The sequence below is a fragment of the Curtobacterium sp. PvP017 genome, from assembly GCF_054060195.1.
The window spans coordinates 52,200-76,207 of sequence record NZ_JBSSCY010000006.1 but is presented as its reverse complement, the minus strand read 5'-3'; the positions used below and the strand labels follow the sequence as shown (position 1 = coordinate 76,207).

Genomic DNA, 24,008 nt, shown 5'->3' with positions numbered 1-24,008 from the left:
TTGACGACCGTGACCACCGAGCAGCACGCCGAGGACCCGAACGCCTACGACTTCCGTCGTATCCAGGAGAAGTGGCAGCCCCGCTGGGAAGAGCTCGGGCTCTTCACCACCGACCTCGACGACACCCGTCCGCGCAAGTACATCCTCGAGATGTTCCCGTACCCGTCCGGCGACCTCCACATGGGGCACGCCGAGAACTGGGCCCTCGGCGACTTCGTGGCGCGCTACTGGCGCCAGCAGGGCTTCAACGTGCTGCACCCCATCGGCTGGGACTCGTTCGGCCTGCCCGCCGAGAACGCCGCGATCAAGCGCGGGGTGGACCCGAAGGACTGGACCTACGCGAACATCGCGCAGCAGAAGGCGTCCTTCAAGCGCTACGCGCCGTCGTTCGACTGGAGCACCGAGATCCACACCTCGGACCCCGAGTACTACAAGTGGAACCAGTGGCTGTTCCTCAAGATGTACGAGAAGGGCTTGGCGTACCGCAAGGACAGCTGGGTCAACTGGGACCCGGTGGACCAGACCGTTCTCGCGAACGAGCAGGTCCTGCCGGACGGCACCTCGGACCGCTCCGGCGCCGTCGTCGTCAAGAAGAAGCTCACGCAGTGGTACTTCAAGATCACGGAGTACGCCGACCGCCTGCTCGACGACCTCAACCAGCTCGAGGGCCGGTGGCCCGCCAAGGTCATCGCGCAGCAGCGGAACTGGATCGGTCGCTCGGTCGGTGCCGACGTCGACTTCGTCATCGAGGGGCGGGACGAGCCCGTCACGGTCTTCACGACGCGACCCGACACCATCCACGGTGTGACCTTCCTGGTCGTCGCGCCGGACTCCGACCTGGCGGCCGAGCTCGTCTCGTCTGCTCCGGACGACGTCCGGGCTGCGTTCGATTCGTACCTCGTCGCCACCCAGAAGACCTCGGAGATCGACCGGCAGAACGCCGACCGGCCGAAGACCGGTGTGCCGCTCGGCCGCTTCGCGATCCACCCGCTCACGGGTGAGCGCCTGCCGATCTGGGCCGCCGACTACGTGCTCGCCGACTACGGGCACGGCGCGGTCATGGCCGTCCCGGCGCACGACCAGCGCGACCTCGACTTCGCGCGGGCGTTCGACCTGCCGGTGAAGGTCGTCGTCGACACCAACGCCGCCGTCACCGGTGCGATCCCGGTGATCACCGAGGACACCGAGCTGCCCGACCGCAACCCGGCCACGACGGGCGAGGCCCTGACGGGGCAGGGTCGGATGATCAACTCCGGGCCGCTCGACGGCATGTCGAAGCAGCACGCGATCACCGCTGCGATCTCGCTGCTCGAGGAGCGCGGGACCGGTCGCGCCGCCAAGACCTACCGCCTGCGCGACTGGCTCATCTCGCGCCAGCGCTTCTGGGGCACGCCGATCCCGATCATCCACGGTGCCGACGGCAGCGAGCACCCCGTCCCGCTCGACCAGCTGCCGGTGCGACTGCCCGACACCGAGGGGCTCGACCTCAAGCCGAAGGGCACCTCGCCGCTCGGCGGCGCGACCGACTGGGTCAACGTGCCGAACCCGGTCGACGGCACCCCCGCGCTCCGTGACACCGACACGATGGACACCTTCGTCGACTCGTCGTGGTACTTCCTGCGCTTCCTGGCGGCGAACGACGACACCCAGGCGTTCGACCCCGCGGTCGCCCGCAAGTGGGCGCCGGTCGACCAGTACATCGGCGGGATCGAGCACGCGATCCTGCACCTGCTGTACGCACGCTTCGTCACCAAGGTCCTGTTCGACCTCGGGTACCTCGACTTCACCGAGCCGTTCTCGGCGCTGCTCAACCAGGGCATGGTGCTGTCCGGCGGCTCGAAGATGTCGAAGTCCAAGGGCGGCGTCTCGCTCGGGGACGAGCTCGACGCGAACGGCGTCGACGCGATCCGTCTGGTGATGGGCTTCGCCGGGCCGCCGGAGGACGACATCAACTGGGAGGACGTCTCCCCGTCCGCCTCGGCGCGCTTCCTGGCTCGCGCTTACCGCCTGGCGACCGACGTCACGTCGACTCCCGACGTCGTCTGGGCCGAGGGTGACCGCGCCCTGCGCCAGGTGACGCACCGGTTCCTGGCCGATGCGCCCGGCCTGATGGAGTCGTTCAAGTTCAACGTCGTGATCGCGCGGCTCATGGACCTGGTGAACGTGACCCGCAAGGCGATCGACAGCGGCCCCGGTGCCGCCGACCCCGCCGTGCGCGAAGCCGTCGAGACCGTCACGCTCGGCCTCGCCGTGTTCGCGCCGTACACCGGCGAGGAGATGTGGGAGCAGCTCGGGTATGAGGCCACCGTCGCGCTGCACGGCTGGCGGAAAGCCGACCCGACGCTGCTCGTGCAGGAGACGCTGACGGCCGTCGTGCAGGTCAACGGCAAGGTGCGCGACTCGTTCGAGGTGTCGAAGTCGATCGAGCCGTCGGAGCTCGAGGCACTCGCGCGGAACTCGGCGAACGTGCAGCGGTACATCGGTGACCGCGAGATCGTGAAGGTCATCGTGCGGGCGCCGAAGCTCGTGAACATCGCGATCAAGGGGTAGTCGGAGGGCGTCGCTGGCCGCCCACAGGGTGGGCGTCTTGTCGTCCACACGATGGGCGGCTGGCGCGTCTCTCCACAGTCCTTGACTCCGGAGCCCGGCCGATCGGCCGGGCTCCGTAGCGTTCGGGCATGTCGTCGCCCTCGTCGCCCTCGTCGCCGGAGCCCCGGTCACCGCACGGCGCGCCGTCGTCGGGACGCGTGCCGTGGTCCCGTCTGGCGCTGTCGCCGCGGGCCGCGGTGGTGCTGGCCGGGGTCGTCGTGGCGGTCGCGCTCGTGGTGGTCCTGGTCGGGTCGCTGTCGGGGCGCGGCGGTGCCGGTGCGGGCGGGGTCGTGGTCAACGGGGCTCCGACCGTGTCGCCGACCGCCGGTGCGCCGGACGCCGGTGCGTCGGCCGCAGGGCCGGCAGCCGGTGGGGGGACGGCCACCACGGGTACGGCGGGTGTCGTGGTGCACGTGCTCGGGGCGGTCGAGCGCGACGGTGTGGTGCGCCTGGCGCCGTCGAGCCGGGTCACCGACGCGATCGAGCGGGCCGGCGGGGCGACGGCGGACGCCGACCTCGCCCGGTTGAACCTGGCCCGGGTGCTGACCGACGGGGAACGGTTGTACGTGCCGCGGGTGGGGGAGGACGAGGTCCCGTCGGCGCTCGATCCGGTGGACGGTGGTGCGGCCGCAGCGACCGGGGGCGGCGGGAGCGCGGACGACGGCGCGGGTGCGGGGGGAGCCGGCGGTGCCGCCGTCGTCGACCTGAACAGTGCCGACCAGGCCGCGCTCGAGACCCTGCCCGGCATCGGTCCGGGGTTGGCCGGCCGGATCCTGGCCTGGCGCGACGAACACGGTCGGTTCACCGCGGTCGAGGACCTGCTCGACGTCAGCGGCATCGGCGACGTCCGGTTCGCCGAGCTCCGCGACCGTGTGCGGGTGTGAGCGGTGCCGGTCACGATGCCCGTACCCGTACCCGTGCAGCTGCGGCCCAGCGCGGCGGACCTGCGGGTGGCGGCGCCCGTCGCGACGGCCTGGATTGTCACGGCCGTGCTCGTCGGGGGACCGGGATCGGCTCCCGGCGTCGCTGCCGTGGCCGCCGTGCTGGCCGGAGGGAGCGCGCTCGTGGCTGGCCGTCGTCGGCGGATGGCGTCGGCCTGCGCCGGCCCGGTGCTCCTCGCAGCAGGGCTGACCGCGCTGCTGGCGGTCTCGGTCACCGTGGGGGAGACCCGCCGTGCACCGGAGCCGCTCCGGGCCCTCGCCTCCGGCTCGGGAGCCGTCCCGTTCGACGCGGTCCTGTCGCGTGACCTGGGCCAGGGTGACCGATCCGTGGTCGCGACGCTCGAGCGCGCCGACAGCCTGGGCGTGCTCCGGGCACCGGTCCGGCTCGTCCCGGCGGGTGACGACCACGACAGGGTGCTGGCCGCGGGCACGCGGGTGACCGGCACCGGGACCCTCGAACCCGACGCCCCCGGAGCCGCGACCGCGTTCGTGCTCTTCGTCCGGGGTGCGCCGACCACTGAGCCTCCCGGCGGACTGCTCGGAGGGACCGACGCCGCTCGCCAGGCCTTCGTCCGCGCGACGGCCGGTCTGCCCGAGCCGGGGGCCGCGCTCCTGCGCGGCCTGGCGATCGGTGACCGCTCCGGCCTCGACCCGGAGACCGAGGCGGCCATGGAGACGTCGGCGCTGACCCACCTGACCGCGGTGTCCGGGTCGAACTGCGCCGTGGTGGTCGGCCTGGTGGTGGTGGTCGGGCGGCTCTGCGGTGCTCCCCGTGGCGTCCGGGCGGCGTCGGCCGTCGCCGTCCTGCTCGCCTTCGTGGTGCTCGTCCGGCCCGACCCGTCGATCGTCCGGGCCACGGTGATGGCGGTCGTCGTGCTGGTCGTGCACCTGTCCGGCCGCCCCGTGCGCGGTGTGCCGCTCGTCGCACTGGCCGCGATCGGCATGCTCGTGGTCGACCCCTGGTTCGCGCGCTCGTTCGGGTTCGCGCTGTCCGTGCTCGCCACGACCGGCATCGTGGTGCTCGGACCACCGCTCACGACGCTGTTCGCCCGACGGCTGTGGACCCCGATCGCCGTGCCACTGGCGGTGCCGGTGGCGGCGCAGGTCGCGTGCTGGCCCGTGACGATTCCGCTGTCGGCGGCGCTGCCGACCTACGCGGTGCCGGCGAACCTGCTGGCCGAGCCCCTGGCACCGATCGTCACCGTCGTCGGCCTCGGTGCGTGTCTGCTCGCACCCGTCTGGCCGTGGGGCGGGTCGGTGCTCGCAGCCGTCGCCTGGGTGCCCGCATCGGCGGTCGGTGGCATCGCCCACGGCGCCGCAGGACTGCCGTACGCGTCGGCTCCGTGGCCGGGCGGCACGGTCGGCGTGGGCGGCGCGGTGCTCGTCAGCGCGTGCCTCGCGGTCGCCGTGCTGAGCACACCGACGGTCAGGAACCGCCTGCTGCTCGTCGCGGGCGTGGTCGTCGTGGTCGGTGTCGCCGCCGTCGCGGTTCCAGTGCTGGTCGTGCGCGGCACCGTTCCGCGGGACTGGGCGGTCGCTGCGTGTGACGTCGGACAGGGGGACGCCGTGCTGGTCCGCGGCGGCGCCCGCACGGCGTTGATCGACACCGGGGACGACCCGGAGCGCCTGCGCGCCTGCCTCGAGCTGCTGCGGATCAGCCGGATCGACCTGCTCGTCCTCACGCACTTCGACCGCGACCACGTCGGTGCGGTGGACGAGGTCGCGGGCATGGTCGACACGGCACTGGTCGGTCCCGTCGGTCGCGCATCGGACACCCGCGTCGTGCGGGACCTGCAGCGCGGTGGCGTCGACGTCCGGCGGGCCGACGACCGGGTGTCCGGTGTGCTCGGGCCGATCAGCTGGCGCGTCGTGTGGCCGCGTGCGGGCAACCCGGACGCCGGCAACGACGCCAGCATCGTGCTCGTGACCGAACCACCGCCGGGCGACGGCTGCTCCACGTGCCTGTCCGGGGTGTTCCTCGGCGACCTGGGCGAGACCGCGCAGCGTCGGCTCCGTTCCGGTGGTGGGCTGCCCGCCGGCCCGCTCGACGTCGTGAAGATCTCGCACCACGGTTCGGCGGACCAGGACCCACTGCTGTACCGACAGCTCGCGGCCCGTGTCGGACTCGTCGGCGTCGGCGCGGACAACACGTACGGCCACCCGACACGTTCGGCGCTGTCGATGCTCGCGTCGGCGGGGACCACGGCGTACCGGACCGACGAACTCGGCACCGTCGTGGTCGGTCGGACGGGCGCGGACGACCTGCGGGTGTGGACGGAGCGCACGCCGTCGGCGGCCGCCCGTAGGATCGTCGGAGCACTCGTCGCACCGGCACCGTCCGGGGCGGCACCACCGGAAGGACCGCATGCCCGCCAAGAAGCCCGCGCGCGCCGCAGCGAAGATCGACCAGGTGCCCTGGTCGGGGATCCGACCGGCTCCCGTCGTGCTCGTGACCGGACCAGAGGCTTTCCTGGCGGACCGGGCCAGCAGCGTACTCAAGGACCTGCTCGTGGGCGAGGACCCGGCGCTCGAGGCGCACGACCTCGAAGCCGACCAGTACGCCCCCGGCCTGCTCGCGACGCTCGCGAGCCCGTCGCTGTTCGGCGAGCCGCGACTCGTGCGGGTCACCAACGTCGAGAAGTGCACCGACGCCTTCATCACCGAGACCATCTCGTACCTGCAGGCTCCAGCCGACGACGTCACCCTGGTGCTCCGGCACGGCGGCGGCGTGCGCGGCAAGAAGCTCCTCGACACGATCCGCAGCGGGGTCGGTGGTGGCGTCGAGGTCATGTGCGACGAACTCAAGCGCGAGACCGACCGCATCGACTTCGTGAACGCCGAGTTCCGCGCCGCCCGACGCAAGATCGCGCCCTCGGCGGTCCGCACCCTCGTGGTGGCCTTCGCCGACGACCTGGCCGAGCTCGCCGCCGCGTGCCGGCAGCTCCTGGCGGACGAGGCGCAGGAGATCACCGACAAGGTCGTCGACAAGTACTACGGCGGTCGCGTCGAGACGAACGCGTTCAAGGTGGCCGACATCGCCCTCGCCGGACGCTCCGCCCCGGCGATCGTCGAGCTGCGGCACGCACTGGCCACCGGCGAAGCGCCCGTGCCGATCGTCGCCGCGTTCGCGAGCAAGATCCGAACGATGGCGAAGGTCAGCGCGTTCCGCGGACCGAGCGGTCAGGCGGCGTCGGCGCTCGGCATGGCGCCGTGGCAGGTGCAGCGCGCGCAGCGTGACGTCGCCGGGTGGTCCGAAGCCGGACTCGCGAACGCGATCACGAGCATCGCCGAGGCGGACACCGCGGTGAAGGGCGGCTCGCGCGACGCGCACTACGCGCTCGAGGTCATGGTCCGCACCATCGCCCGACGCGGCGAGGCGCGCTGAGGCGACCCGCGCCTCCCGGTCGTCGAGCGGTCGTCGCGCGCCCACACCCGCGCACTTGGTGAGCAGAAATGGTCGAGTGCCGACCTGCGACCCGACCATTTCTGCTCACGAAGCGTGCGGCCCGCCGCCGCCACCACCCCGACGCCCAACACCCCACGCCCCGCACACGACGAAGGCCCCGCACCGAACGGTGCGGGGCCTTCGTGCAGCACTCAGGAGATCAGAGCGATGCAACCTTCTTCGCGATGGCCGACTTGCGGTTCGCGGCCTGGTTGCGGTGGATGACACCCTTGCTCACGGCCTTGTCGAGCTTCTTCGACGCGGTGGCCAGGGCGGCAACGGCCTTGTCCTTGTCGCCAGCGGCAACGGCCTCGTTGGTGTGACGGATGAACGTCTTGAGCTCCGACTTGTAGGCCTTGTTGCGCTCGGTGGCCTTGAGGTTGGTCTTGATGCGCTTGATCTGCGACTTGATGTTCGCCATGTGTAGCTCCTGCTTCGTCTCGTACGGGTGGGCGCGACCGCGGGGTAGAGGGGCCCTCGGTCGCATCGCGTTCCACCCGTGGGCGGGGAACGCGCAAGCCAGCCACCAACATTACCAGGCGAACGGCCCGCCACCAAAGCACGAAACACCGCCGGATCGGCGTGATCTCGCGGCAACATGCACCGGATACGGTGACGGACATGCCGTCCCTCGCACCTCGGATCGACACCGTGCCCGCCTCCGGCATCCGGAGGGTCTTCGAGCAGGCAGCGCTGCTGCAGTCCGCCGGGACCGCGGTCACGATGCTCGTGATCGGCGAACCGGACGTCCCGGTGGCACCGCACATCGGCGACGCCGCCCGTCGCGCGTGGACCGAGGACCGCACCGACTACACGCCGAACGGCGGTATCGCACCCCTGCGCGAGGCGGTCCGCGACAAGCTCCGCCGCGAGAACCGCATCGAGGCCGACCTCGAACAGATCTGGATGACGATCGGCGCGACCCAGGCGCTGTTCCAGGCGATGACGCTGACGCTGAGCCCCGGCGACGAGGTCCTGGTGCCGGACCCGGGCTACACGACGTTCACGATGAACGCGCACATCCTCGGGGCCACGCCGGTGCCGTACCGGCTCGAGCCGCAGCACGGGTTCGAACCCGACCTCGAGGCGCTCGAGGCGAGCATCACCGAGCGGACCCGCGTGCTCGTGGTGAACTCCCCGTCGAACCCGCTCGGCGCGGTGTTCGGCGAGGACACCCTCCGCGCGCTCCTGGCCGTCGCGAAGCGCCACGACCTGTGGGTCATCAGCGACGAGGTCTACGAGTACTTCACCTACGGCACCCGCCACGTCAGCCTCGCGGCGCTCGACGAGGACGACCGGGTCTTCTCCGCGTTCTCGCTGAGCAAGACGTACGCCATGACGGGTGTCCGTGTCGGGTACCTCGTCACCCCGAAGGGCCTCGGGCCGACGATGCGCACGACGCAGGAGGCGATGATCAGCTGCGTCGCCGAACCGGACCAGTACGCGGCACTGGCAGCGATCGTGGGGGACCACTCCGCGGTGCGCGACGCCCGGGAGCACTACCGCGCGAACCTCGAGGTCGCGAAGCAGGTGCTGGACGCCGCCGGCATCCGGTACCTCGACCCGCGTGGCGCGTTCTACCTGTGGATCGACGTGTCGCACGCCTCGGACGGCGACGTCGCCGCGTGGGCGCTCGGCCTCCTGCAGCGCGAGGCCGTCGCGGTCGCGCCGGGCAGCGCCTTCGGCCGCTCCGGCGAGGGCTGGATCCGCGTGTGCCTCGCGGCCACGCCGGACGACCTCCGCCGTGGCCTGGGAGCCCTGCCGGCCCCGGTGCGCGCAGGCGTCTGACGCTCGGAGCGTGCGGACGGGAGGCCCGGTGCCGGTCGGCACGGCAGCGCACGGTGCGCAGTCCTCCACCTGGTGCGAGGATGCTCGCCTCGTGCCGCGCAGCATCCGGTCACGGGGCGGTCACCAGCGCACGGACCCGCCGACCTCGCACCGTGCGAGGCCAGCACACCGGCTCGACGGCCCCCCGGACGCGCACCAAACGCGCACCGTGCGTCGCGGACGCGCGCCGTGCCGCCAGGGCGGGTGAAGCGTGGGAGACTGTTGCGACCGTCCGACCCACCTGAGGAACCGTGAGCCCACAAGCATCCGCTCCGCTCGAGCCCGCCGCGACCCCGGCCGGCGCGATCCGCAACTTCTGCATCATCGCGCACATCGACCACGGCAAGTCCACGCTGGCCGACCGCATGCTGCAGATGACCGGCGTCGTCGAGGAGCGCGCGATGCGCGCGCAGTACCTCGACCGCATGGACATCGAGCGCGAGCGCGGCATCACGATCAAGTCGCAGGCCGTCCGCATGCCGTGGGAACTCGACGGTGAGACCTTCGCGCTCAACATGATCGACACCCCCGGGCACGTCGACTTCTCGTACGAGGTCTCCCGTTCCCTGGCGGCGTGCGAGGGCGCGATCCTGCTCGTCGACGCCGCCCAAGGCATCGAGGCGCAGACGCTGGCCAACCTGTACCTGGCGCTCGAGAACGACCTCGAGATCATCCCGGTGCTCAACAAGATCGACCTGCCGGCAGCGGAACCCGAGAAGTACGCGGCCGAGCTCGCGCAGCTCATCGGCGGCAAGCCGGAGGACGTCCTGCGCGTCTCCGGCAAGACCGGTGTGGGCGTGCCCGAGCTCCTCGACCTGGTGGTCCGGCGTGTGCCGGCACCGGTCGGTGACGTCGAGGCCGCGCCCCGCGCGATGATCTTCGACTCGGTCTACGACAGCTACCGCGGCGTCGTGACGTACATCCGGATGATCGACGGCTCGATCAAGCCGCGCGAGAAGGTCCAGATGATGTCGACGAAGTCGACGCACGAGATCCTCGAGATCGGGGTGTCGAGCCCCGAGCCGATCCCGACGAAGGGGCTCTCCGTCGGCGAGGTCGGGTACCTCATCACCGGCGTCAAGGACGTCCGCCAGTCCAAGGTCGGCGACACGGTCACGAGCGCGCAGAAGCCCGCGACCGACGCCCTGCCCGGCTACACGGACCCGAAGCCGATGGTGTTCTCGGGCCTGTACCCGATCGACGGGTCGGACTACCCGGACCTGCGTGACGCGCTCGACAAGCTCAAGCTCTCCGACGCGGCACTGGTGTACGAACCCGAGACGTCGGTGGCGCTCGGCTTCGGCTTCCGCTGCGGATTCCTCGGGCTGCTCCACCTCGAGATCATCACCGAGCGGCTCTCGCGCGAGTTCGGACTCGACCTCATCACGACCGCGCCCAGCGTGATCTACGAGGTCACGAACGAGGACAACTCCGTGACCGAGGTCACGAACCCGTCCGAGTTCCCCGGCGGCCGCATCGTCGAGGTCCGCGAACCCATGGTCCGCGCAGCGATCCTCGCCCCGAAGGACTACGTCGGCGCGATCATGGAGCTGTGCCAGTCGCGCCGCGGCTCCCTGCTCGGCATGGAGTACCTCGGCGAGGACCGCGTCGAGATCCGCTACGAGATGCCCCTCGGCGAGATCGTGTTCGACTTCTTCGACCAGCTGAAGAGCAAGACGCAGGGCTACGCCTCGCTCGACTACGAGCCCATCGGCGACCAGGCGGCCGACCTCGTCAAGGTCGACATCCTGCTGCAGGGCGACCAGGTCGACGCGTTCAGCGCGATCGTGCACCGCGACAAGGCGTACGCCTACGGCACCCTGATGACCGAGCGGCTGCGCAAGCTCATCCCGCGCCAGCAGTTCGAGGTGCCGATCCAGGCCGCCATCGGTGCCCGCATCATCGCCCGCGAGAGCATCCGTGCGATGCGCAAGGACGTCCTGGCGAAGTGCTACGGCGGTGACATCACCCGCAAGCGCAAGCTCCTCGAGAAGCAGAAGGAGGGCAAGAAGCGCATGAAGACCATCGGTCGGGTCGAGGTCCCGCAGGAGGCCTTCATCGCCGCGCTGTCCGGCGACGTCGAGGAAAAGAAGAAGTAGCGCCGAGAAGAAGAAGGAGCGACGGGTCAGCGGGCCCGTGCGGCTCGCGCCCGCAGCAGGGCCAGGCAGAGGGCCGGGAGGCTCGCAGCGGCCAGTCCCGCCAGTGCGGTCCGCAGGATGACCAGCCCGGCGGCCGCACTGAAGTCGGTCTGCTGGGTCGCCGCGACGCCGGACACCACGGCCCCGAGGGCCAGGGCGACCGTCACGGCGCCGATCCACTGCGGCATCCGCGTGGCCCGGTGCCGTCGGACCGCGGACACGAGGGTGGCCCCGAACAGCAGGACCCCCGCTCCGGCGCAGCACGCACCGACCGCCGCGATCGCGTTCGCGGTGTCGAAGGCGTCCCACTGTGCCGGTGGCACCGCGACGTAGCGTGCGGACGAGCCGATGCCGGCGGTCGTCGCGTCGACCAGGACACGCGCGAGCGCGGCGGCGCCGAAGGCGACGAACGTGAGCGCGGCGAAGGTCGCGGTCCGACGGTCGACGGACCGCCAGGGCGCGGGGGTGGAGCGGGGCACGCTGCAACGATAGGGGCGTGGCGGCCGCGGGTCGGGCCTCCAGTTCGGGGTGCACGTGAACCGGACGACCACTCGGTTCGATCCGACGGGGCAGGCCCAAGTAGGCTGGCGGCATGAGCATCCGCGGGAGCTACCGGACCGCCCTGACCTACGGCGCGGTGGGGGCGACCCAGGCGTCGGACCTCATGACGTACCCGCCCGAGGGGTTCACCCCCAGTGAGTCGCGTGCGCGGATCGGGCACGGCGACCAGCGGTTCGAGACCGCGGTGACGCAGGCCCTGACGTGGCAGATCCAGGAGCGCAGCGGGATCCGCGTGCGTGTCGAGGAACAGCCCGACGACGACGAGGTCCGGTACAACCCGGTGACCTTCGACGACGACGGCGTCCCGATCGCGCCGGCCTCGATCGGCACCCCACGAGTCGAGAAGTTCGCGCCGGACGGCACTCCGCTGGTGACCGCGGGCACCTCGGCGACCCTCACGATGCACGCCTTCGGCCGGACCGTGCAGGCGCCCGTCCGGGTCGTGTCGATCATCGACGAGCACGATCGCAAGGGCTTCGCCTACGGCACGCTCGAGGGGCACCCGCTGTCCGGCGAGGAATCGTTCGTCGTCGAACGCACGCCGGACGGCTCCGTGTGGCTGCAGATCCGGCAGTTCTCGCAGCCGTCGAGCCGGAAGTGGCAGTTCGTCGCGCCGCTGCTGCGTCGGCAGCAGAAGGTGATGGCGGAGCAGTACCTGGCGGCGCTGCGGGGCGACTAGCGGCGCGGGCGCGGGCGTGCGTGTGCGCGCTTGGGCGTGTGCGTGCCCGTTCGTACGCGTGCCCGTCGGCGCGCGTGTGCGCGTGGTCAGCGCAACGGCGGCAGCGCCGCGATGGCGTCCTCGATCAGGCCGGCGTCGACCCGGCAGTCCCGCGCGACCGTGACCGCGTTCGTCGCCCGCAGGGCCTCGACGTCGAACACCCCGGTGGCGACCGCCAAGAAGGGGATGCCGGCGGCGTCCGCGGCCTCGCCGTCACGCGGGGTGTCGCCGACGATCACGGCCCGGGTTCCGGCGAGTTCCGCCGCCGCACGGGTGGTGACGTCGGCTCGCTCGACCTCGGTGTCGCCGAAGTAGGAGTGGTCCCAGTCGAACAGGCCATCGTCGAACCCGGCGCCGGCCAGCTTGACGCGGGCGCGGTACTCCGAGTTGCCGGTGAGCAGGCCGTTCCGCCACCCGATCTCCGCGAACCGGGTGAGCAGCGCGGTGGCGCCGGGGACGGGTGAGCGGTGGTCGCCCGAGGCGTGCCGCTCGGCGGTGAGGTCGCGCAGGTGGCCGCTCACCGTCGGGATGATGGTGTCGTCGAACGCGTGGGCACGGACGTGCTCGGCGATGAGCCCGGCGTCCGTCCGACCGTGCTGGTGTCCGACGCGCAGGGTGAGGTCGCGGCCGACCGCCCGCTCGAGCGCGAGGTGGTAGAGGTTGCCCGGGGACGACGCGTTCATCACGAGGGTGCCGTCGATGTCCCACAGGACCGTGGTGGGAACGGGATGGTGCTCCATGACTCCCATCATGACGGAGAATGGAGCCCATGCCGAGTGCTCTCCCGATCGCCGATCCAGCCCCCGCGGACGGCCTGATCACGCCGTGGGCGGCGGCGGGGTCCGACGGTGCTCCCGCTGCCGGCGACGTGCCCTTCGGCGTGTACGTGCACGTGCCGTTCTGCCGCGTGCGCTGCGGGTACTGCGACTTCAACACCTACACGGCGTCCGAGCTCCGCGGCGTCCGTCGCGACGACTACGCCGGGCACGCCGTGCGGGAGATCGAGTGGGCCGCGACCGTGCTCGACCGCTCCGGCGTGCCGCGTCGGCCGGTGTCGACGGTCTTCTTCGGCGGCGGGACCCCGACCATGTTGCCGGCGTCCGACCTGGCGATGATCCTGCGGGCCATCGACGACACGTGGGGGATCCTGCCCGGCGCCGAGGTCACGACCGAGGCGAACCCGGACTCGGTCGACGCGTCGTCGTTGCAGACCCTGCGCGAGGGCGGCTTCAACCGGATCAGCTACGGCATGCAGTCCGCGGTGCCGCACGTGCTCGCGACGCTGGACCGCACCCACGACCCGCTGCGCGTGCCCGTGGTCGTCGACCTCGCGAAGCAGCAGGGCCTCGACGTCTCGCTCGACCTCATCTACTCGACGCCGGGGGAGTCCCTCGCCGACTGGCGGACGTCGCTCGACGCCGCGATCGCCTGCGAGCCCGACCACGTGTCGGCGTACTCGCTCATCGTCGAGGACGGCACCGCGATGGGCCGCATGGTGGCCCGCGGCGAACTCCCCGCGCCCGACGACGACCTGGCCGCCGACATGTACGAGCTCGCCGACCAGGTGCTCGGTGACGCCGGCTACTCCTGGTACGAGGTGTCGAACTGGGCGCGCGGTGACGCGCACGCGAGTCGGCACAACCTGTCCTACTGGAAGGGCCACGACTGGTGGGGCGTCGGCCCCGGCGCGCACTCCGCCGTCGCCGGCACGCGCTGGTGGAACGTGAAGCACCCGGCCGCGTACGCGAACCGGGTGCTGTCCGGCGATTCGCCCGCCGCCGGCCGCGAGACCATCGACGACGAGACCCGGTACGTCGAGCGGCTGCTCCTCGCCGCCCGCGTCCGCGGGGAGCTCGCGACGAGCGAGATCCGCCAGGAGGCCCGTGGCCGGGTCGCGGGACTCATCGCACGGGGTCTCGTGGACGGGTCGGCCGCGGTGCGGGGACGGATCGACCTGACCCTGCAGGGTCGCCTGCTCGCCGACGCGGTGGTGCGGGAACTGCTCGACTGACCGGCGTCCGCCGGTCGCCTGCCGGCCCTACTGCTTGATGAACTCGATCGACAGGGGGTAGCGGTAGAACTGGCCCTGGTTCGCCGCGACGGCCGCCATGATGCTGAAGATCAGCGAAACGATCGCAGCGGCGAGGATGATCAGGAACCCGACGCCGAACACCGATGTGAGCGAACCGACGAAGTACGCGATCGCCATCGTGATGTGGAAGTTCAGGGCGACCCGGGTGTGCTCGCGGATGAAGCCGCCGCGATCGCGGAGGACCAGGTACGCCACGAGCGGCGCGACGACGGTGAAGAAGATCCCGCCGATGTGCGTGAGCGTTGCCCAGAGGCGCTGGTCCTCCGGGCTCATCGGCTGCGGCGGCGTGTACCCGCTCGGGTACTGGGGCCCGTTCGGGTTCTGCGGGCCACCGGGCTGCTGTCCGTAGGTCATGCCGGAAGCGTATCGGGGGTGCAGTCACGCGGGCGTAGGATCAGCAGTCGACACGTCCGAGTGCCAGATCGACCAGGAAGGAGCGCTCGTGGTCAGTGAACGCAGCCTCGAGGTCCTGAAGGCGATCGTGCGCGACTACGTGGCGTCCCGCGAACCGGTCGGCTCGAAGACGATCGTCGAGCGGCACGCCTTCGGTGTCAGTGCCGCCACGATCCGCAACGACATGGCCCTGCTCGAGGACGAGCAGCTCATCGTCGCCCCGCACACCTCGTCCGGTCGCGTGCCGACCGACAAGGGGTACCGCCTCTTCGTCGACCACCTGGCCGCGGCCCGGCCGCTGACGAGCGCCCAGCGGCACGCCATCGAGACCTTCCTCGGCGCCCCGAACGACCTCGACGAGGTCCTCGGCCGCACCGTGCGCCTGCTCAGCCAGCTCACGAACCAGGTCGCCCTCGTGCAGTACCCGTCGATGGTGCGCGCCCGGGTGCAGCACGTCGAACTCGTGCGACTCGGCGACGCCCGGCTGATGGTGGTGCTCATCACGGACACCGCCCGGGTCGAGCAGCGCGTCGTCGAGACCGACGTCGCGCTCGACGAGCCGCTGCTGACCGAACTCCGCACCGTGCTGAACGGTGCGGCCGTGGGGCTCCTGCTGCAGGACGTGCCCACCGCGCTCCGTGCGGTGCCGCAACAGCTCCGCCCCGAGGCCCAGACGCTCGGCGGGGTCGTCGTGGCGACCCTCATCGAGCAGGTCGCGGCGAACCGACAGGACCGCCTGCTGATGGCCGGCGCCGCGAACCTGGCGAAGAGCGAGCAGGACTTCTCCGGCGGCCTCTTCCCGGTGCTCGAAGCGATCGAGGAACAAGTCACCCTGCTCCGGCTGTTCGGGGAGATGCAGGTGGACGACATCGCGGTGGCGGCCAGCATCGGCGTCGAGAACGCCGAGTACGGGCTCGACGCGACGAGCATCGTCGCCGGCGGGTACCTCGCCGGTGGCGGCGAGGTGGCACGCCTGGGCGTCCTCGGACCGACCCGGATGGACTACGGCACGAACATGGCGGCCGTCCGGGCCGTCGCACGGTACCTGTCCAAGCTCCTGGGCGAACACTGATCGACTGCAACACCGACCGACCGACCGAACACAACCGACTGAGGGATACGTGGCAGACCACTACGACGTCCTCGGCGTCCAGCGAGACGCCTCCGATGCCGACATCAAGAAGGCCTACCGCCGCCTGGCGCGTGAGCTCCACCCGGACGTGAACCCGGCCCCCGAGGCCGCCGAGCGGTTCAAGGACGTCACGCACGCGTACGACGTCCTGAGCGACCCCGAGCAGCGGCGCCGGTACGACGCCGGGCCACAGGCCGACAGCCCCTTCGGTGGCGGCGCCGGCGGGTTCAGCGACATCTTCGACGCCTTCTTCGGCGGCGGTGGCGGCGGTGGCCGGGGCAGCGGTCCCCGCAGCCGTGCCGAGCGGGGGCAGGACGCCCTGCTCCGCATCGACGTCGACCTCGACGAGGTCGTCTTCGGGACCCACAAGGACGTCGAGGTCGACACCGCCGTCCTGTGCGAGACCTGTCACGGCTCGTGCTGCGCACCCGGCACGAGCCCGCGCACCTGCGACATCTGCGGCGGCTCCGGCAACATCCAGCGCCAGGTCCGCTCGCTCCTGGGCAACGTCGTGACGAGCGCCCCGTGCGGCACCTGCCGCGGCTACGGCACCGTCATCCCGAGCCCCTGCCCGACCTGCCAGGGTCAGGGCCGCGTCCGTGCCCGTCGTACGGTTCCGGTCGACGTCCCGGCCGGCGTCGACTCGGGCCTGCGCCTGCAGATGCCCGGCCAGGGCGAGGTCGGCCCAGCCGGCGGCCCCTCCGGCGACCTGTACCTCGAGATCCGGGTGCGGCACGACGACGTCTTCAGCCGCGACGGCGACGACCTGCTCGCCACGCTCGAGGTCGCGATGACCGATGCCGTGCTCGGCACCACCACGACGATCGACGGACTCGACGGGCCCGTCGAACTCGAGATCCGTCCAGGGGTGCAGAGCGCCGACGTCCTGGTCATCAAGGACCGCGGCATCACGAAGCTGCGCGGGAGCGGCCGCGGCGACCTCCGGGTCGGCGTGCAGGTCGTCACCCCGACGAAGCTGTCGCACAAGGAGCGGCAGCTAGTCGAGCAGCTCGCGAAGTCGCACAAGGCCTCGGCGCCGCAGCTCGCCCGGTTCCAGCAGGGCATGTTCGGCAAGCTCCGCGACCGCTTCTTCAACTTCTGATGGCATCGCTCTACGTCGTGGAGTCGCTCGACGGCGTCGCCGTCGGTGGCTCCGTGACGCTCGACGGGGCAGAGGGGCGGCACGCCGTGACCGTCTCGCGCGTGCGGGTCGGTGAGACGCTGCGGCTCTCGGACGGACGGGGGACCGTCGTGTCCGGTGCGGTGGACTCCGTCGACCGCGATTCGCTGGTGTTGTCCGTCGCGTCGCTGTCCGTCGATCCGCTGCCGGTCCCGTCGCTGACGCTCGTGCAGGCCCTCGCCAAGGGCGGCCGCGACGAGATGGCGGTGCAGGCGTCGACGGAGATCGGCGTGGACCGGATCGTGCCGTGGTCGGCCGCGCGCAGCGTCTCCCGGTGGGAGGGCCCGAAGGTCGAGAAGGGCCGATCGCGCTGGACGGCCATCGCACACGAGGCCGCGAAGCAGGCGATCCGGTCACGGGTGCCCGAGGTCGGGCCGCTCGTCACGACGGCGCAGCTCGTGCCCGCGCTCGGTGCCGGTGCCGCGGTGCTCGTGCTCGACCCCACCGCGACCGTGCGGCTCGCGACCTGGGAAGCGCCGGCGGACCTCGACGAGATCGCACTCGTGGTGGGGCCGGAGGGTGGCATCGACGGCTCCGAGCTCGACCGGCTCGAGGCCGCGGGAGCGATCAGGGTCCGGCTCGGCGACAGCGTGCTGCGGACCTCGACCGCCGGTCCCGCGGCACTCGCGATCCTGCAGGCCGGACTCGGTCGCTGGTGAGGGAAGGCCCGAGGTCGGTCCCGCGTTCTACGATGGAGTCATGAGCACCAGCACGCCCAGCGTCTTCAGCAAGATCATCGCGCGCGAGATCCCGGCGACCGTCGTCGCTGAGGACGACCGTGTGATCGCGATCGAGGACATCGCCCCGAAGGCGCCCGTCCACGTGCTGGTCATCCCCAAGACCGAGCAGTACGCGAACGTCGCCCAACTCGCGGCCGGTGACCCCGACCTCCTCGCCCACCTGGTCGCCACCGCGCAGCGCATCGCCGACGAGCGCGCCGGCGGCCAGTTCCGTCTCGTCTTCAACACCGGCGAAGCCGCCGGTCAGACCGTGTTCCACGTGCACGCGCACGTACTCGCAGGTGAACTGCAGGAAGGCACCCTTGCCGGCTAACGAACCAGCACAGCCCACCACCGACGACGACCAGGTCGTCTCCGTCGCCCTCCAGGTCGACGGCATCGCCATGGTCCAGCTGCTCGGTCCCCAGGACCGGCTCCTGAAGACCGTCGAACGGCAGTACCCGGGCGTCAAGGTCGTCGTCCGCGGCAACGAGGTCACGCTCACCGGACCCGAGCGCGAGGTCGCGCGGGCGAAGGCGCTCGTCGACGAACTCGTCGGCATGGTCAAGCGCGGGCAGGACATCGGCCCCTCGGACATCCCGATGTCGGCGCGCATCCTCGACGACGACCGAAAGCCGTCCGACACCTTCGGCACGCCGATCGTGTCGAGCCGCGGCAAGTCCGTCCGGCCGAAGACCGACGGGCAGCGCGCGTACGTCGACGCCATCGACGAACACACCATCACGTTCGGGATCGGTCCCGCCGGCACCGGCAAGACCTACCTGGCGATGGCGAAGGCCGTGCAGGCCCTGCAACGGCGCGAGGTCACCCGCATCATCCTGACCCGTCCAGCGGTCGAGGCCGGCGAGCGGCTCGGGTTCCTGCCGGGCACGCTCACCGACAAGATCGACCCGTACCTGCGGCCGCTCTACGACGCCCTGAACGAGATGATGGACCCCGAGCTGGTCCCGAAGCTGCTCGCTGCGGGCACGGTCGAGGTCGCGCCGCTCGCGTACATGCGCGGCCGGACGCTCAACGACTCGTTCGTCGTCCTCGACGAGGCGCAGAACACGACCCCCGAGCAGATGAAGATGTTCCTGACCCGTCTCGGGTTCGGCTCGAAGATGGTCGTCACGGGCGACATCACCCAGGTCGACCTGCCGGGCAACGTGTCCGGGCTCCGGCTCGTGACGCGCATCCTCGAGACGGTCGAGGACATCCACTTCGCCCGGCTCGGCAGCGAGGACGTCGTGCGGCACACGCTCGTCGGCCGCATCGTCGACGCCTACACCGTCTACGACGAGGAACGCCTCGCCGAGCAGGCCGGTCACCGTCCCGGTGGCCGTGGCACCGCGCCGGTCGGCAACCCCGACGGCGCCAACCGTGCCGAGCGCCGGGGGCGGCCGCCGCAGGACCGTCAGCGACCCCCGTACCCCCAAAACGACGCCCGAGGAGGCAACCGGTGAGCATCGAGCTCAACAACGAGTCCGGGGTCGAGGTGGACGAGGCCGCGATCCAGCGCCTCGCCGCGTTCGCCCTCGATGCAATGCACGTGCACGCGGACGCCGAACTCGCCATCGTCCTGGTCGACGAGGGCGCGATGGAGCAGCTGCACGTGCGGTGGATGGACGAGCCCGGCCCGACCGACGTCCTGAGCTTCCCGATGGACGAACTCCGACCGGGTACCGAGGACGACCCCACGCCCGCCGGACTGCTCGGCGACATCGTGCTCTGCCCGCAGGTGGCCGAGGAACAGGCGAAGACCGCCGGGCACTCGAGCACCGACGAGATGCTGCTGCTCACCTGCCACGGCATCCTGCACCTGCTCGGGTTCGACCACGCCGAGCCGGATGAGAAGGCCGAGATGTTCGGGCTGCAGGGCGAGATCCTGACGGCCTTCGCGGCCCAGCACCGGGGTCGGTAGCCGATGCTCGTCGTCGTCGGGCTGCTCGCGGTGGCGCTGGGGCTCGTCGTGCTCGGCGGACTCCTCGCCGCGAGCGACGCCGCGCTCTCCGTGGTGTCCCGTGCCGACCTCGACGAGATCGCCCGCGGCAACAAGCGGCGTCGTGCGCTCGAGGCGATCGCGGACGACGTCGGTGCGCACGTCAACGCGCTCAACTTCTTCCGGGTCCTCGCCGAGACCGCCGCGGCCGTGCTCGTCACGATCGCCCTGGTGCGGGCTTTCGACAGCTGGTGGGTGGCGCTCATCGTCTCCGCCGCCATCATGACGGCCGTGTCGTTCGTGCTCGTCGGGTCGAGTCCGCGCAGCGTCGGACGGGCGCATGCCGAGCGACTGCTGGCGTCCACCGGCGGCCTGGTCCGTGCCGTCCGGATCGTGCTCGGTCCGCTCGCCGGTCTGCTCGTCCACATCGGTGACCGCGTGACCCCGGGCCGTGGCCGGAGCGCCTCGACGGTGTCGAGCGAAGAGCAGCTGCTGTCGCTCGTCGACGAGGCCACCGAGAGCAACGTGCTCGAGGACGAGGACCGCGAGCTCATCCACTCGGTCTTCGAGTTCAGCGACACCCTCGTGCGCGAGGTGATGGTGCCGCGCACCGACATGCTCACCGTCGACGGCTCGGACACGCTCGCCGCCGGCATGGAGCAGTTCCTGGCCGCCGGGGTGTCCCGCATGCCCGTCACCGGCAAGGACAGCGACGACGTGCTCGGTGTGCTGTACCTGCGCGACGTGTCGCGGGCGCTGTACGAGCGTCCGGGGTCGGGCAGCGAGCGGGTCACGCGTCTGCTGCGTCCGGCCGAGTTCGTGCCGGAGTCGAAGGCCGCCGACGACACCCTGCGGCACATGCAGGTCGCGAAGAACCACCTGGTCCTGGTCGTCGACGAGTACGGCGGCGTCGCCGGTCTCGTCACGATGGAGGACCTCATCGAAGAACTCGTCGGGGACATCTCCGACGAGTACGACCGCGCCGTGGTCGACCGGGTCGAGGTCGAACCCGGCGTCTGGCGGATCTCCGCCCGACTGCCCGTCGACGAGCTCGGCGACCTGTTCGGGATCGAGCTCGACGACGACGACGTCGACACCGCCGGCGGCCTGCTCACGAAGGAGCTCGGCCACCTGGCGATCTCCGGCGACACCGTCACGGTGTCCGGCGTCGTCCTGACGGCCGACCGGGTCGAGGGCAAGCGCCGCCACCTCATCACCGTGCTCGCCGAGCGCACCGACGCCCTCGCGGGTGTCGAGGACGCCTTCGACGACGCCACCACCACGACGGGAACCACGCACGCATGACCGACTCCGACTCCACCCCCACCGCCTCGGGCACGCCGTACCGTGCGGGCTTCGTCTCGTTCGTCGGGCGCCCGAACGTCGGCAAGTCGACGCTGACGAACGCGCTGGTGGGCCAGAAGGTCGCGATCACCTCGTCGAAGCCGCAGACCACCCGCCGTGCGATCCGCGGCATCGTGCACCGTCCCGACGGCCAGGTCATCATCGTCGACACCCCGGGCGTGCACCGTCCGCGCACCCTGCTCGGCGAGCGGCTCAACGACCTCGTGCAGTCCACGCTCGGCGACGTCGACGTCATCGGCTTCTGCGTCCCCGCCAACGAGCCGATCGGCCCGGGCGACCGCTTCATCAACGACACCCTCGACCAGTACCCGCGGGCCAAGAAGGTCGCGATCGTCACGAAGATCGACCGCACCTCGAAGGACAAGGTCGGGGAGCAGCTGCTGGCCGTCTCGAGGCTCCGTGACTGGGACTCGATCATCCCGACGTCGGGCACGAAGGGGTTGCAGCTCGAGGACCTCCTCGGCGAGATCACCTCACTGCTGCCGGAGTCGCCCCAGCTCTACGACTCGTCCGCCGTGACCGAGGAGACGGACGAGGAACGCATCAGCGAGCTCATCCGCGAGGCCGCGCTCGAGGGCGTCCGCGACGAACTGCCGCACTCGCTCGCCGTCGTGATCGAGGACATCGTCGAGCCCGACGAGGACGACGACGCCGACGGCCCCCTGCGCATCTTCGCGAACCTGTTCGTCGAGCGCGACAGCCAGAAGGCGATCGTCATCGGCCACAAGGGCGAGCGCCTGAAGGACGTCGGCTCCCGTGCCCGCGTCGAGATCGAGTCGCTGCTCGGCGGTCGGCACGTGTACCTCAACATCCGCGTGAAGGTCGCCAAGGAGTGGCAGCGTGACCCGAAGCAGCTCGGACGCCTCGGGTTCTGAGCTCCCGGCGCCGGGTGTCATCCACGCGAGGGACGCGCCGGTGACCCGAGCGCCGTACCGTGGACGCGTGTTCCGTCCCATGCTGCGCGCGCAGGTCATCACCGACGTCGTCATCGCCGTGGTGCTCGGCTCGCTCGTGCTGATCACCTCGGCCCGGGGGATGGACACCCCGCTCGCGGTCGTCACCGTCGTCGGCATGACCGCCGCGCTGGCGCTCCGACGGCTGTCACCAGGACTCGCCCTGGCGGTCGCGTGGGTGTTCGCGGTCTTCGAGATGCTGACGGGCCAGATGCCCGACCTGTCGAACGTGTTCATCGCGGCGGTGCTCTACACGACGAGTGCCTACGGCAGCCGACGGGTCCGGCTGGCGGGACTCATCTCGGCCATCGTCGGGTCCGTCACCGCGGCGCTCTACATCGGCGTCGACGACTACCGGAACCGCCTGACGATCGAGACCGCCTCGACCCCGTTCCAGGAGTCGCTGCAGGTCACGGTCTCGTACTTCGCCGTCGTCCTGCTCCTCCTGCTGCTGCCGTGGTTGGCGGGCCTCGTCCTGCGCACCCGTCGGTCGGCGAGCATGAGCCGCGAGGCCCAGCTGCTCGCCGAGCGCGACGCCGCCCGCGCCGACCGAGCCGTCGCCGTCGAACAGGAACGTGTGCGGATCGCCCGCGACATGCACGACATCGTCGCGCACTCGCTCGCGGTCGTCATCGCCCAGGCGGACGGCGCCCGCTACGCGCTGAAGGCCGACCCCGCCGTCGCCGACCAGGCACTCGGCACCATCTCGACGACCGCCCGCCGTGCGCTCGGCGACGTCCGCGAGCTCCTGGGCGCGCTGCGGCACGAGCAGGGGACCGTCCCGACACCCGAGATCGACGACATCGACCGGCTCATCGGCGAGATGCGGCAGGTCGGCCTCGACGTCCGGGTCGAGCGCGAGGGCGACCCTGCCGGTCTCCCGACCACGACGCAGCTCGCGGTGTACCGGATCGTGCAGGAGAGCCTGACGAACGCGTACAAGCACGGTGAACCGGGGACCCCGGTGCACGCATCGCTGACCTACCGCCCGGACACCGTCGAGATCGCGGTCGTGAACCGCCGCGCGGACGACGGCACGCGGGGTCCCGGCACCGGCCACGGCCTCGTCGGGATGCGCGAGCGTGCGACCATGACCGGCGGCACGATGACCGCAGGGGTTCGCGGTCCGGACTTCGAGGTCTCGGTCCGGATGCCCGCGGTCCCCGCCAGCGGACAGATGCCCCGCGGCCGTGTCACCCCGACCGCCGGCCCGACCGCCAGCCCGACCGAGCAGGAGCGCACCGTCCGATGACCACCACCCCGCCGGCCGACGGCCGGATCCGCGTCGCCCTCGTCGACGACCAGTCACTCTTCCGCACGGGCATCCGGATGCTCATCGACTCCCAGCCCGACCTGCAGTTCGTGGGCGAGGCGGGCGACGGCGCCGAGGGTGTCGAGCTCGTCCGCCGTGCCCGTCCGGACGTCGTCCTGATGGACGTCCGCATGCCCGTGATGGACGGCATCACGGCGACCTCGCACATCGTCGAGCAGGCCGGGACCGACGGCGCCAAGGTGCTCGTCCTGACCACGTTCGACTTCGACGAGGCCGCGGCGAAGGCCATCCGCGCCGGCGCGAGCGGCTTCGTGCTGAAGGACGCCGACCCGGAGTTCCTGCTCGCCGCCGTGCGGACCGTGCACGCCGGCACCGCGGTCTTCGCGGCCTCGGCGACGCGCGAGCTCCTGCGTCGGTACGACGACTCGGTCGAGCAGGCCGCGACCGTGCCGGCGACGTTCGACGACCTCACACCGCGTGAGCGCGAGATCTTCGACCTGGCGGCCCGCGGCTTCAGCAACAGCGAGATCGCGCAGCACGAGTACGTCAGCGAGGCGACCGTGAAGACCCACATCTCGCGGGTCCTGACGAAGCTCGGACTCCGCGACCGCGTGCGCCTCGTCGTGTTCGCGCACGAGCACGGGCTGGTGAGCAAGGCCGACTGACGGACGTCATCCGATCGGATGACCCGTCCACAGGAAGTCGAGCCGAGCGGTGCATCCACAGGAGCCGCCCGACGG

At 71.3% G+C, this 24,008-nt stretch carries 21 protein-coding genes and 1 pseudogene; 18 read left to right on the top strand and 4 right to left on the bottom strand.

Annotated elements, in window-relative coordinates; translation table 11 throughout:
- Positions 1–9 precede the first annotated feature (9 nt).
- The 4 genes and pseudogenes from leuS to holA all read left to right on the top strand — a co-directional run bounded on the left by leuS (position 10) and on the right by holA (position 6,915).
- The gene (gene leuS / locus ACVKXF_RS12830) at positions 10–2,550 is read left to right on the top strand and encodes a leucine--tRNA ligase (RefSeq protein ID WP_456795929.1); all 2,541 of its coding nucleotides are present in this window, start codon (positions 10–12) and stop codon (positions 2,548–2,550) included.
- A gap of 128 nt (positions 2,551–2,678) precedes the next feature.
- The gene (locus tag ACVKXF_RS12825; RefSeq protein ID WP_456795928.1) at positions 2,679–3,473 is read left to right on the top strand and encodes a helix-hairpin-helix domain-containing protein; all 795 of its coding nucleotides are present in this window, start codon (positions 2,679–2,681) and stop codon (positions 3,471–3,473) included.
- Between the two features lie 15 nt (positions 3,474–3,488).
- Positions 3,489–5,537: pseudogene (locus ACVKXF_RS12820) on the top strand (ComEC/Rec2 family competence protein); the annotation flags it as partial.
- A 358-nt stretch (positions 5,538–5,895) separates the two neighbouring features.
- On the top strand, positions 5,896–6,915 hold the full coding sequence (holA, locus tag ACVKXF_RS12815) for a DNA polymerase III subunit delta (RefSeq protein WP_456795927.1): 1,020 nt from the start codon (positions 5,896–5,898) through the stop codon (positions 6,913–6,915).
- A gap of 220 nt (positions 6,916–7,135) precedes the next feature.
- Here holA and rpsT read toward each other — a convergent pair whose 3' ends face one another.
- On the bottom strand, positions 7,136–7,396 hold the full coding sequence (gene rpsT, locus ACVKXF_RS12810; protein WP_123312910.1) for a 30S ribosomal protein S20: 261 nt from the start codon (positions 7,394–7,396) through the stop codon (positions 7,136–7,138).
- A 200-nt stretch (positions 7,397–7,596) separates the two neighbouring features.
- Between rpsT and ACVKXF_RS12805 the strand changes: the two genes are divergently transcribed.
- Together ACVKXF_RS12805 and lepA are read left to right on the top strand one after the other, a co-directional pair.
- The gene (locus tag ACVKXF_RS12805) at positions 7,597–8,763 is read left to right on the top strand and encodes a pyridoxal phosphate-dependent aminotransferase (RefSeq protein WP_456795926.1); all 1,167 of its coding nucleotides are present in this window, start codon (positions 7,597–7,599) and stop codon (positions 8,761–8,763) included.
- A 290-nt stretch (positions 8,764–9,053) separates the two neighbouring features.
- Positions 9,054–10,901, top strand: a complete 1,848-nt coding sequence (gene lepA, locus ACVKXF_RS12800; RefSeq protein WP_111085750.1) for a translation elongation factor 4 — start codon at positions 9,054–9,056, stop codon at positions 10,899–10,901.
- Between the two features lie 26 nt (positions 10,902–10,927).
- Here lepA and ACVKXF_RS12795 read toward each other — a convergent pair whose 3' ends face one another.
- On the bottom strand, positions 10,928–11,419 hold the full coding sequence (locus ACVKXF_RS12795; protein WP_456795925.1) for a hypothetical protein: 492 nt from the start codon (positions 11,417–11,419) through the stop codon (positions 10,928–10,930).
- Between the two features lie 113 nt (positions 11,420–11,532).
- Between ACVKXF_RS12795 and ACVKXF_RS12790 the strand changes: the two genes are divergently transcribed.
- Positions 11,533–12,180 (top strand): DUF1990 family protein, encoded by a 648-nt coding sequence (locus ACVKXF_RS12790; protein ID WP_123312906.1) that lies wholly within the window; start codon positions 11,533–11,535, stop codon positions 12,178–12,180.
- 86 nt (positions 12,181–12,266) lie between these two features.
- Here ACVKXF_RS12790 and ACVKXF_RS12785 read toward each other — a convergent pair whose 3' ends face one another.
- On the bottom strand, positions 12,267–12,959 hold the full coding sequence (locus ACVKXF_RS12785; protein WP_185021366.1) for an HAD family hydrolase: 693 nt from the start codon (positions 12,957–12,959) through the stop codon (positions 12,267–12,269).
- Between the two features lie 29 nt (positions 12,960–12,988).
- Here ACVKXF_RS12785 and hemW point away from each other — a divergent pair, with 29 nt between their 5' ends.
- Positions 12,989–14,230 (top strand): radical SAM family heme chaperone HemW, encoded by a 1,242-nt coding sequence (hemW, locus tag ACVKXF_RS12780; RefSeq protein WP_123312904.1) that lies wholly within the window; start codon positions 12,989–12,991, stop codon positions 14,228–14,230.
- Positions 14,231–14,257: 27 nt separating this feature from the next.
- On the opposite strand, the gene ACVKXF_RS12775 is transcribed toward hemW, so the two are convergent.
- The gene (locus ACVKXF_RS12775) at positions 14,258–14,665 is read right to left on the bottom strand and encodes a DUF4870 domain-containing protein (RefSeq protein ID WP_456795924.1); all 408 of its coding nucleotides are present in this window, start codon (positions 14,663–14,665) and stop codon (positions 14,258–14,260) included.
- An 88-nt stretch (positions 14,666–14,753) separates the two neighbouring features.
- Between ACVKXF_RS12775 and hrcA the strand changes: the two genes are divergently transcribed.
- The 10 genes from hrcA to ACVKXF_RS12725 all read left to right on the top strand — a co-directional run bounded on the left by hrcA (position 14,754) and on the right by ACVKXF_RS12725 (position 23,933).
- Positions 14,754–15,776: a heat-inducible transcriptional repressor HrcA gene (gene hrcA, locus ACVKXF_RS12770; protein WP_123312903.1), complete on the top strand. Its 1,023-nt coding sequence runs from the start codon at positions 14,754–14,756 to the stop codon at positions 15,774–15,776.
- Between the two features lie 49 nt (positions 15,777–15,825).
- On the top strand, positions 15,826–16,938 hold the full coding sequence (dnaJ, locus tag ACVKXF_RS12765; RefSeq protein WP_111085744.1) for a molecular chaperone DnaJ: 1,113 nt from the start codon (positions 15,826–15,828) through the stop codon (positions 16,936–16,938).
- Complete coding sequence (locus tag ACVKXF_RS12760) at positions 16,938–17,675, top strand: 16S rRNA (uracil(1498)-N(3))-methyltransferase (RefSeq protein WP_456795923.1); 738 nt, start codon at positions 16,938–16,940, stop codon at positions 17,673–17,675. Before dnaJ ends, ACVKXF_RS12760 begins: the two co-directional genes overlap by 1 nt.
- Positions 17,676–17,715: 40 nt before the next feature.
- Positions 17,716–18,069 (top strand): histidine triad nucleotide-binding protein, encoded by a 354-nt coding sequence (locus ACVKXF_RS12755; RefSeq protein WP_396290993.1) that lies wholly within the window; start codon positions 17,716–17,718, stop codon positions 18,067–18,069.
- Between the two features lie 70 nt (positions 18,070–18,139).
- Positions 18,140–19,201 carry a PhoH family protein gene (locus tag ACVKXF_RS12750; RefSeq protein WP_228510585.1) on the top strand — a complete coding sequence of 354 codons (1,062 nt, stop codon included), beginning with the start codon at positions 18,140–18,142 and terminating at the stop codon, positions 19,199–19,201.
- Positions 19,198–19,659: an rRNA maturation RNase YbeY gene (gene ybeY / locus ACVKXF_RS12745; RefSeq protein WP_456795922.1), complete on the top strand. Its 462-nt coding sequence runs from the start codon at positions 19,198–19,200 to the stop codon at positions 19,657–19,659. The genes ACVKXF_RS12750 and ybeY overlap by 4 nt, the downstream gene beginning before the upstream one ends.
- A 3-nt stretch (positions 19,660–19,662) precedes the next feature.
- Positions 19,663–20,982: a hemolysin family protein gene (locus ACVKXF_RS12740; protein WP_456795921.1), complete on the top strand. Its 1,320-nt coding sequence runs from the start codon at positions 19,663–19,665 to the stop codon at positions 20,980–20,982.
- Positions 20,979–21,917, top strand: a complete 939-nt coding sequence (gene era / locus ACVKXF_RS12735; protein WP_123312896.1) for a GTPase Era — start codon at positions 20,979–20,981, stop codon at positions 21,915–21,917. The genes ACVKXF_RS12740 and era overlap by 4 nt, the downstream gene beginning before the upstream one ends.
- A gap of 67 nt (positions 21,918–21,984) precedes the next feature.
- Positions 21,985–23,247: a sensor histidine kinase gene (locus ACVKXF_RS12730; protein ID WP_456795920.1), complete on the top strand. Its 1,263-nt coding sequence runs from the start codon at positions 21,985–21,987 to the stop codon at positions 23,245–23,247.
- On the top strand, positions 23,244–23,933 hold the full coding sequence (locus ACVKXF_RS12725) for a transcriptional regulator (RefSeq protein WP_456795919.1): 690 nt from the start codon (positions 23,244–23,246) through the stop codon (positions 23,931–23,933). Before ACVKXF_RS12730 ends, ACVKXF_RS12725 begins: the two co-directional genes overlap by 4 nt.
- Positions 23,934–24,008: the final 75 nt, after the last annotated feature.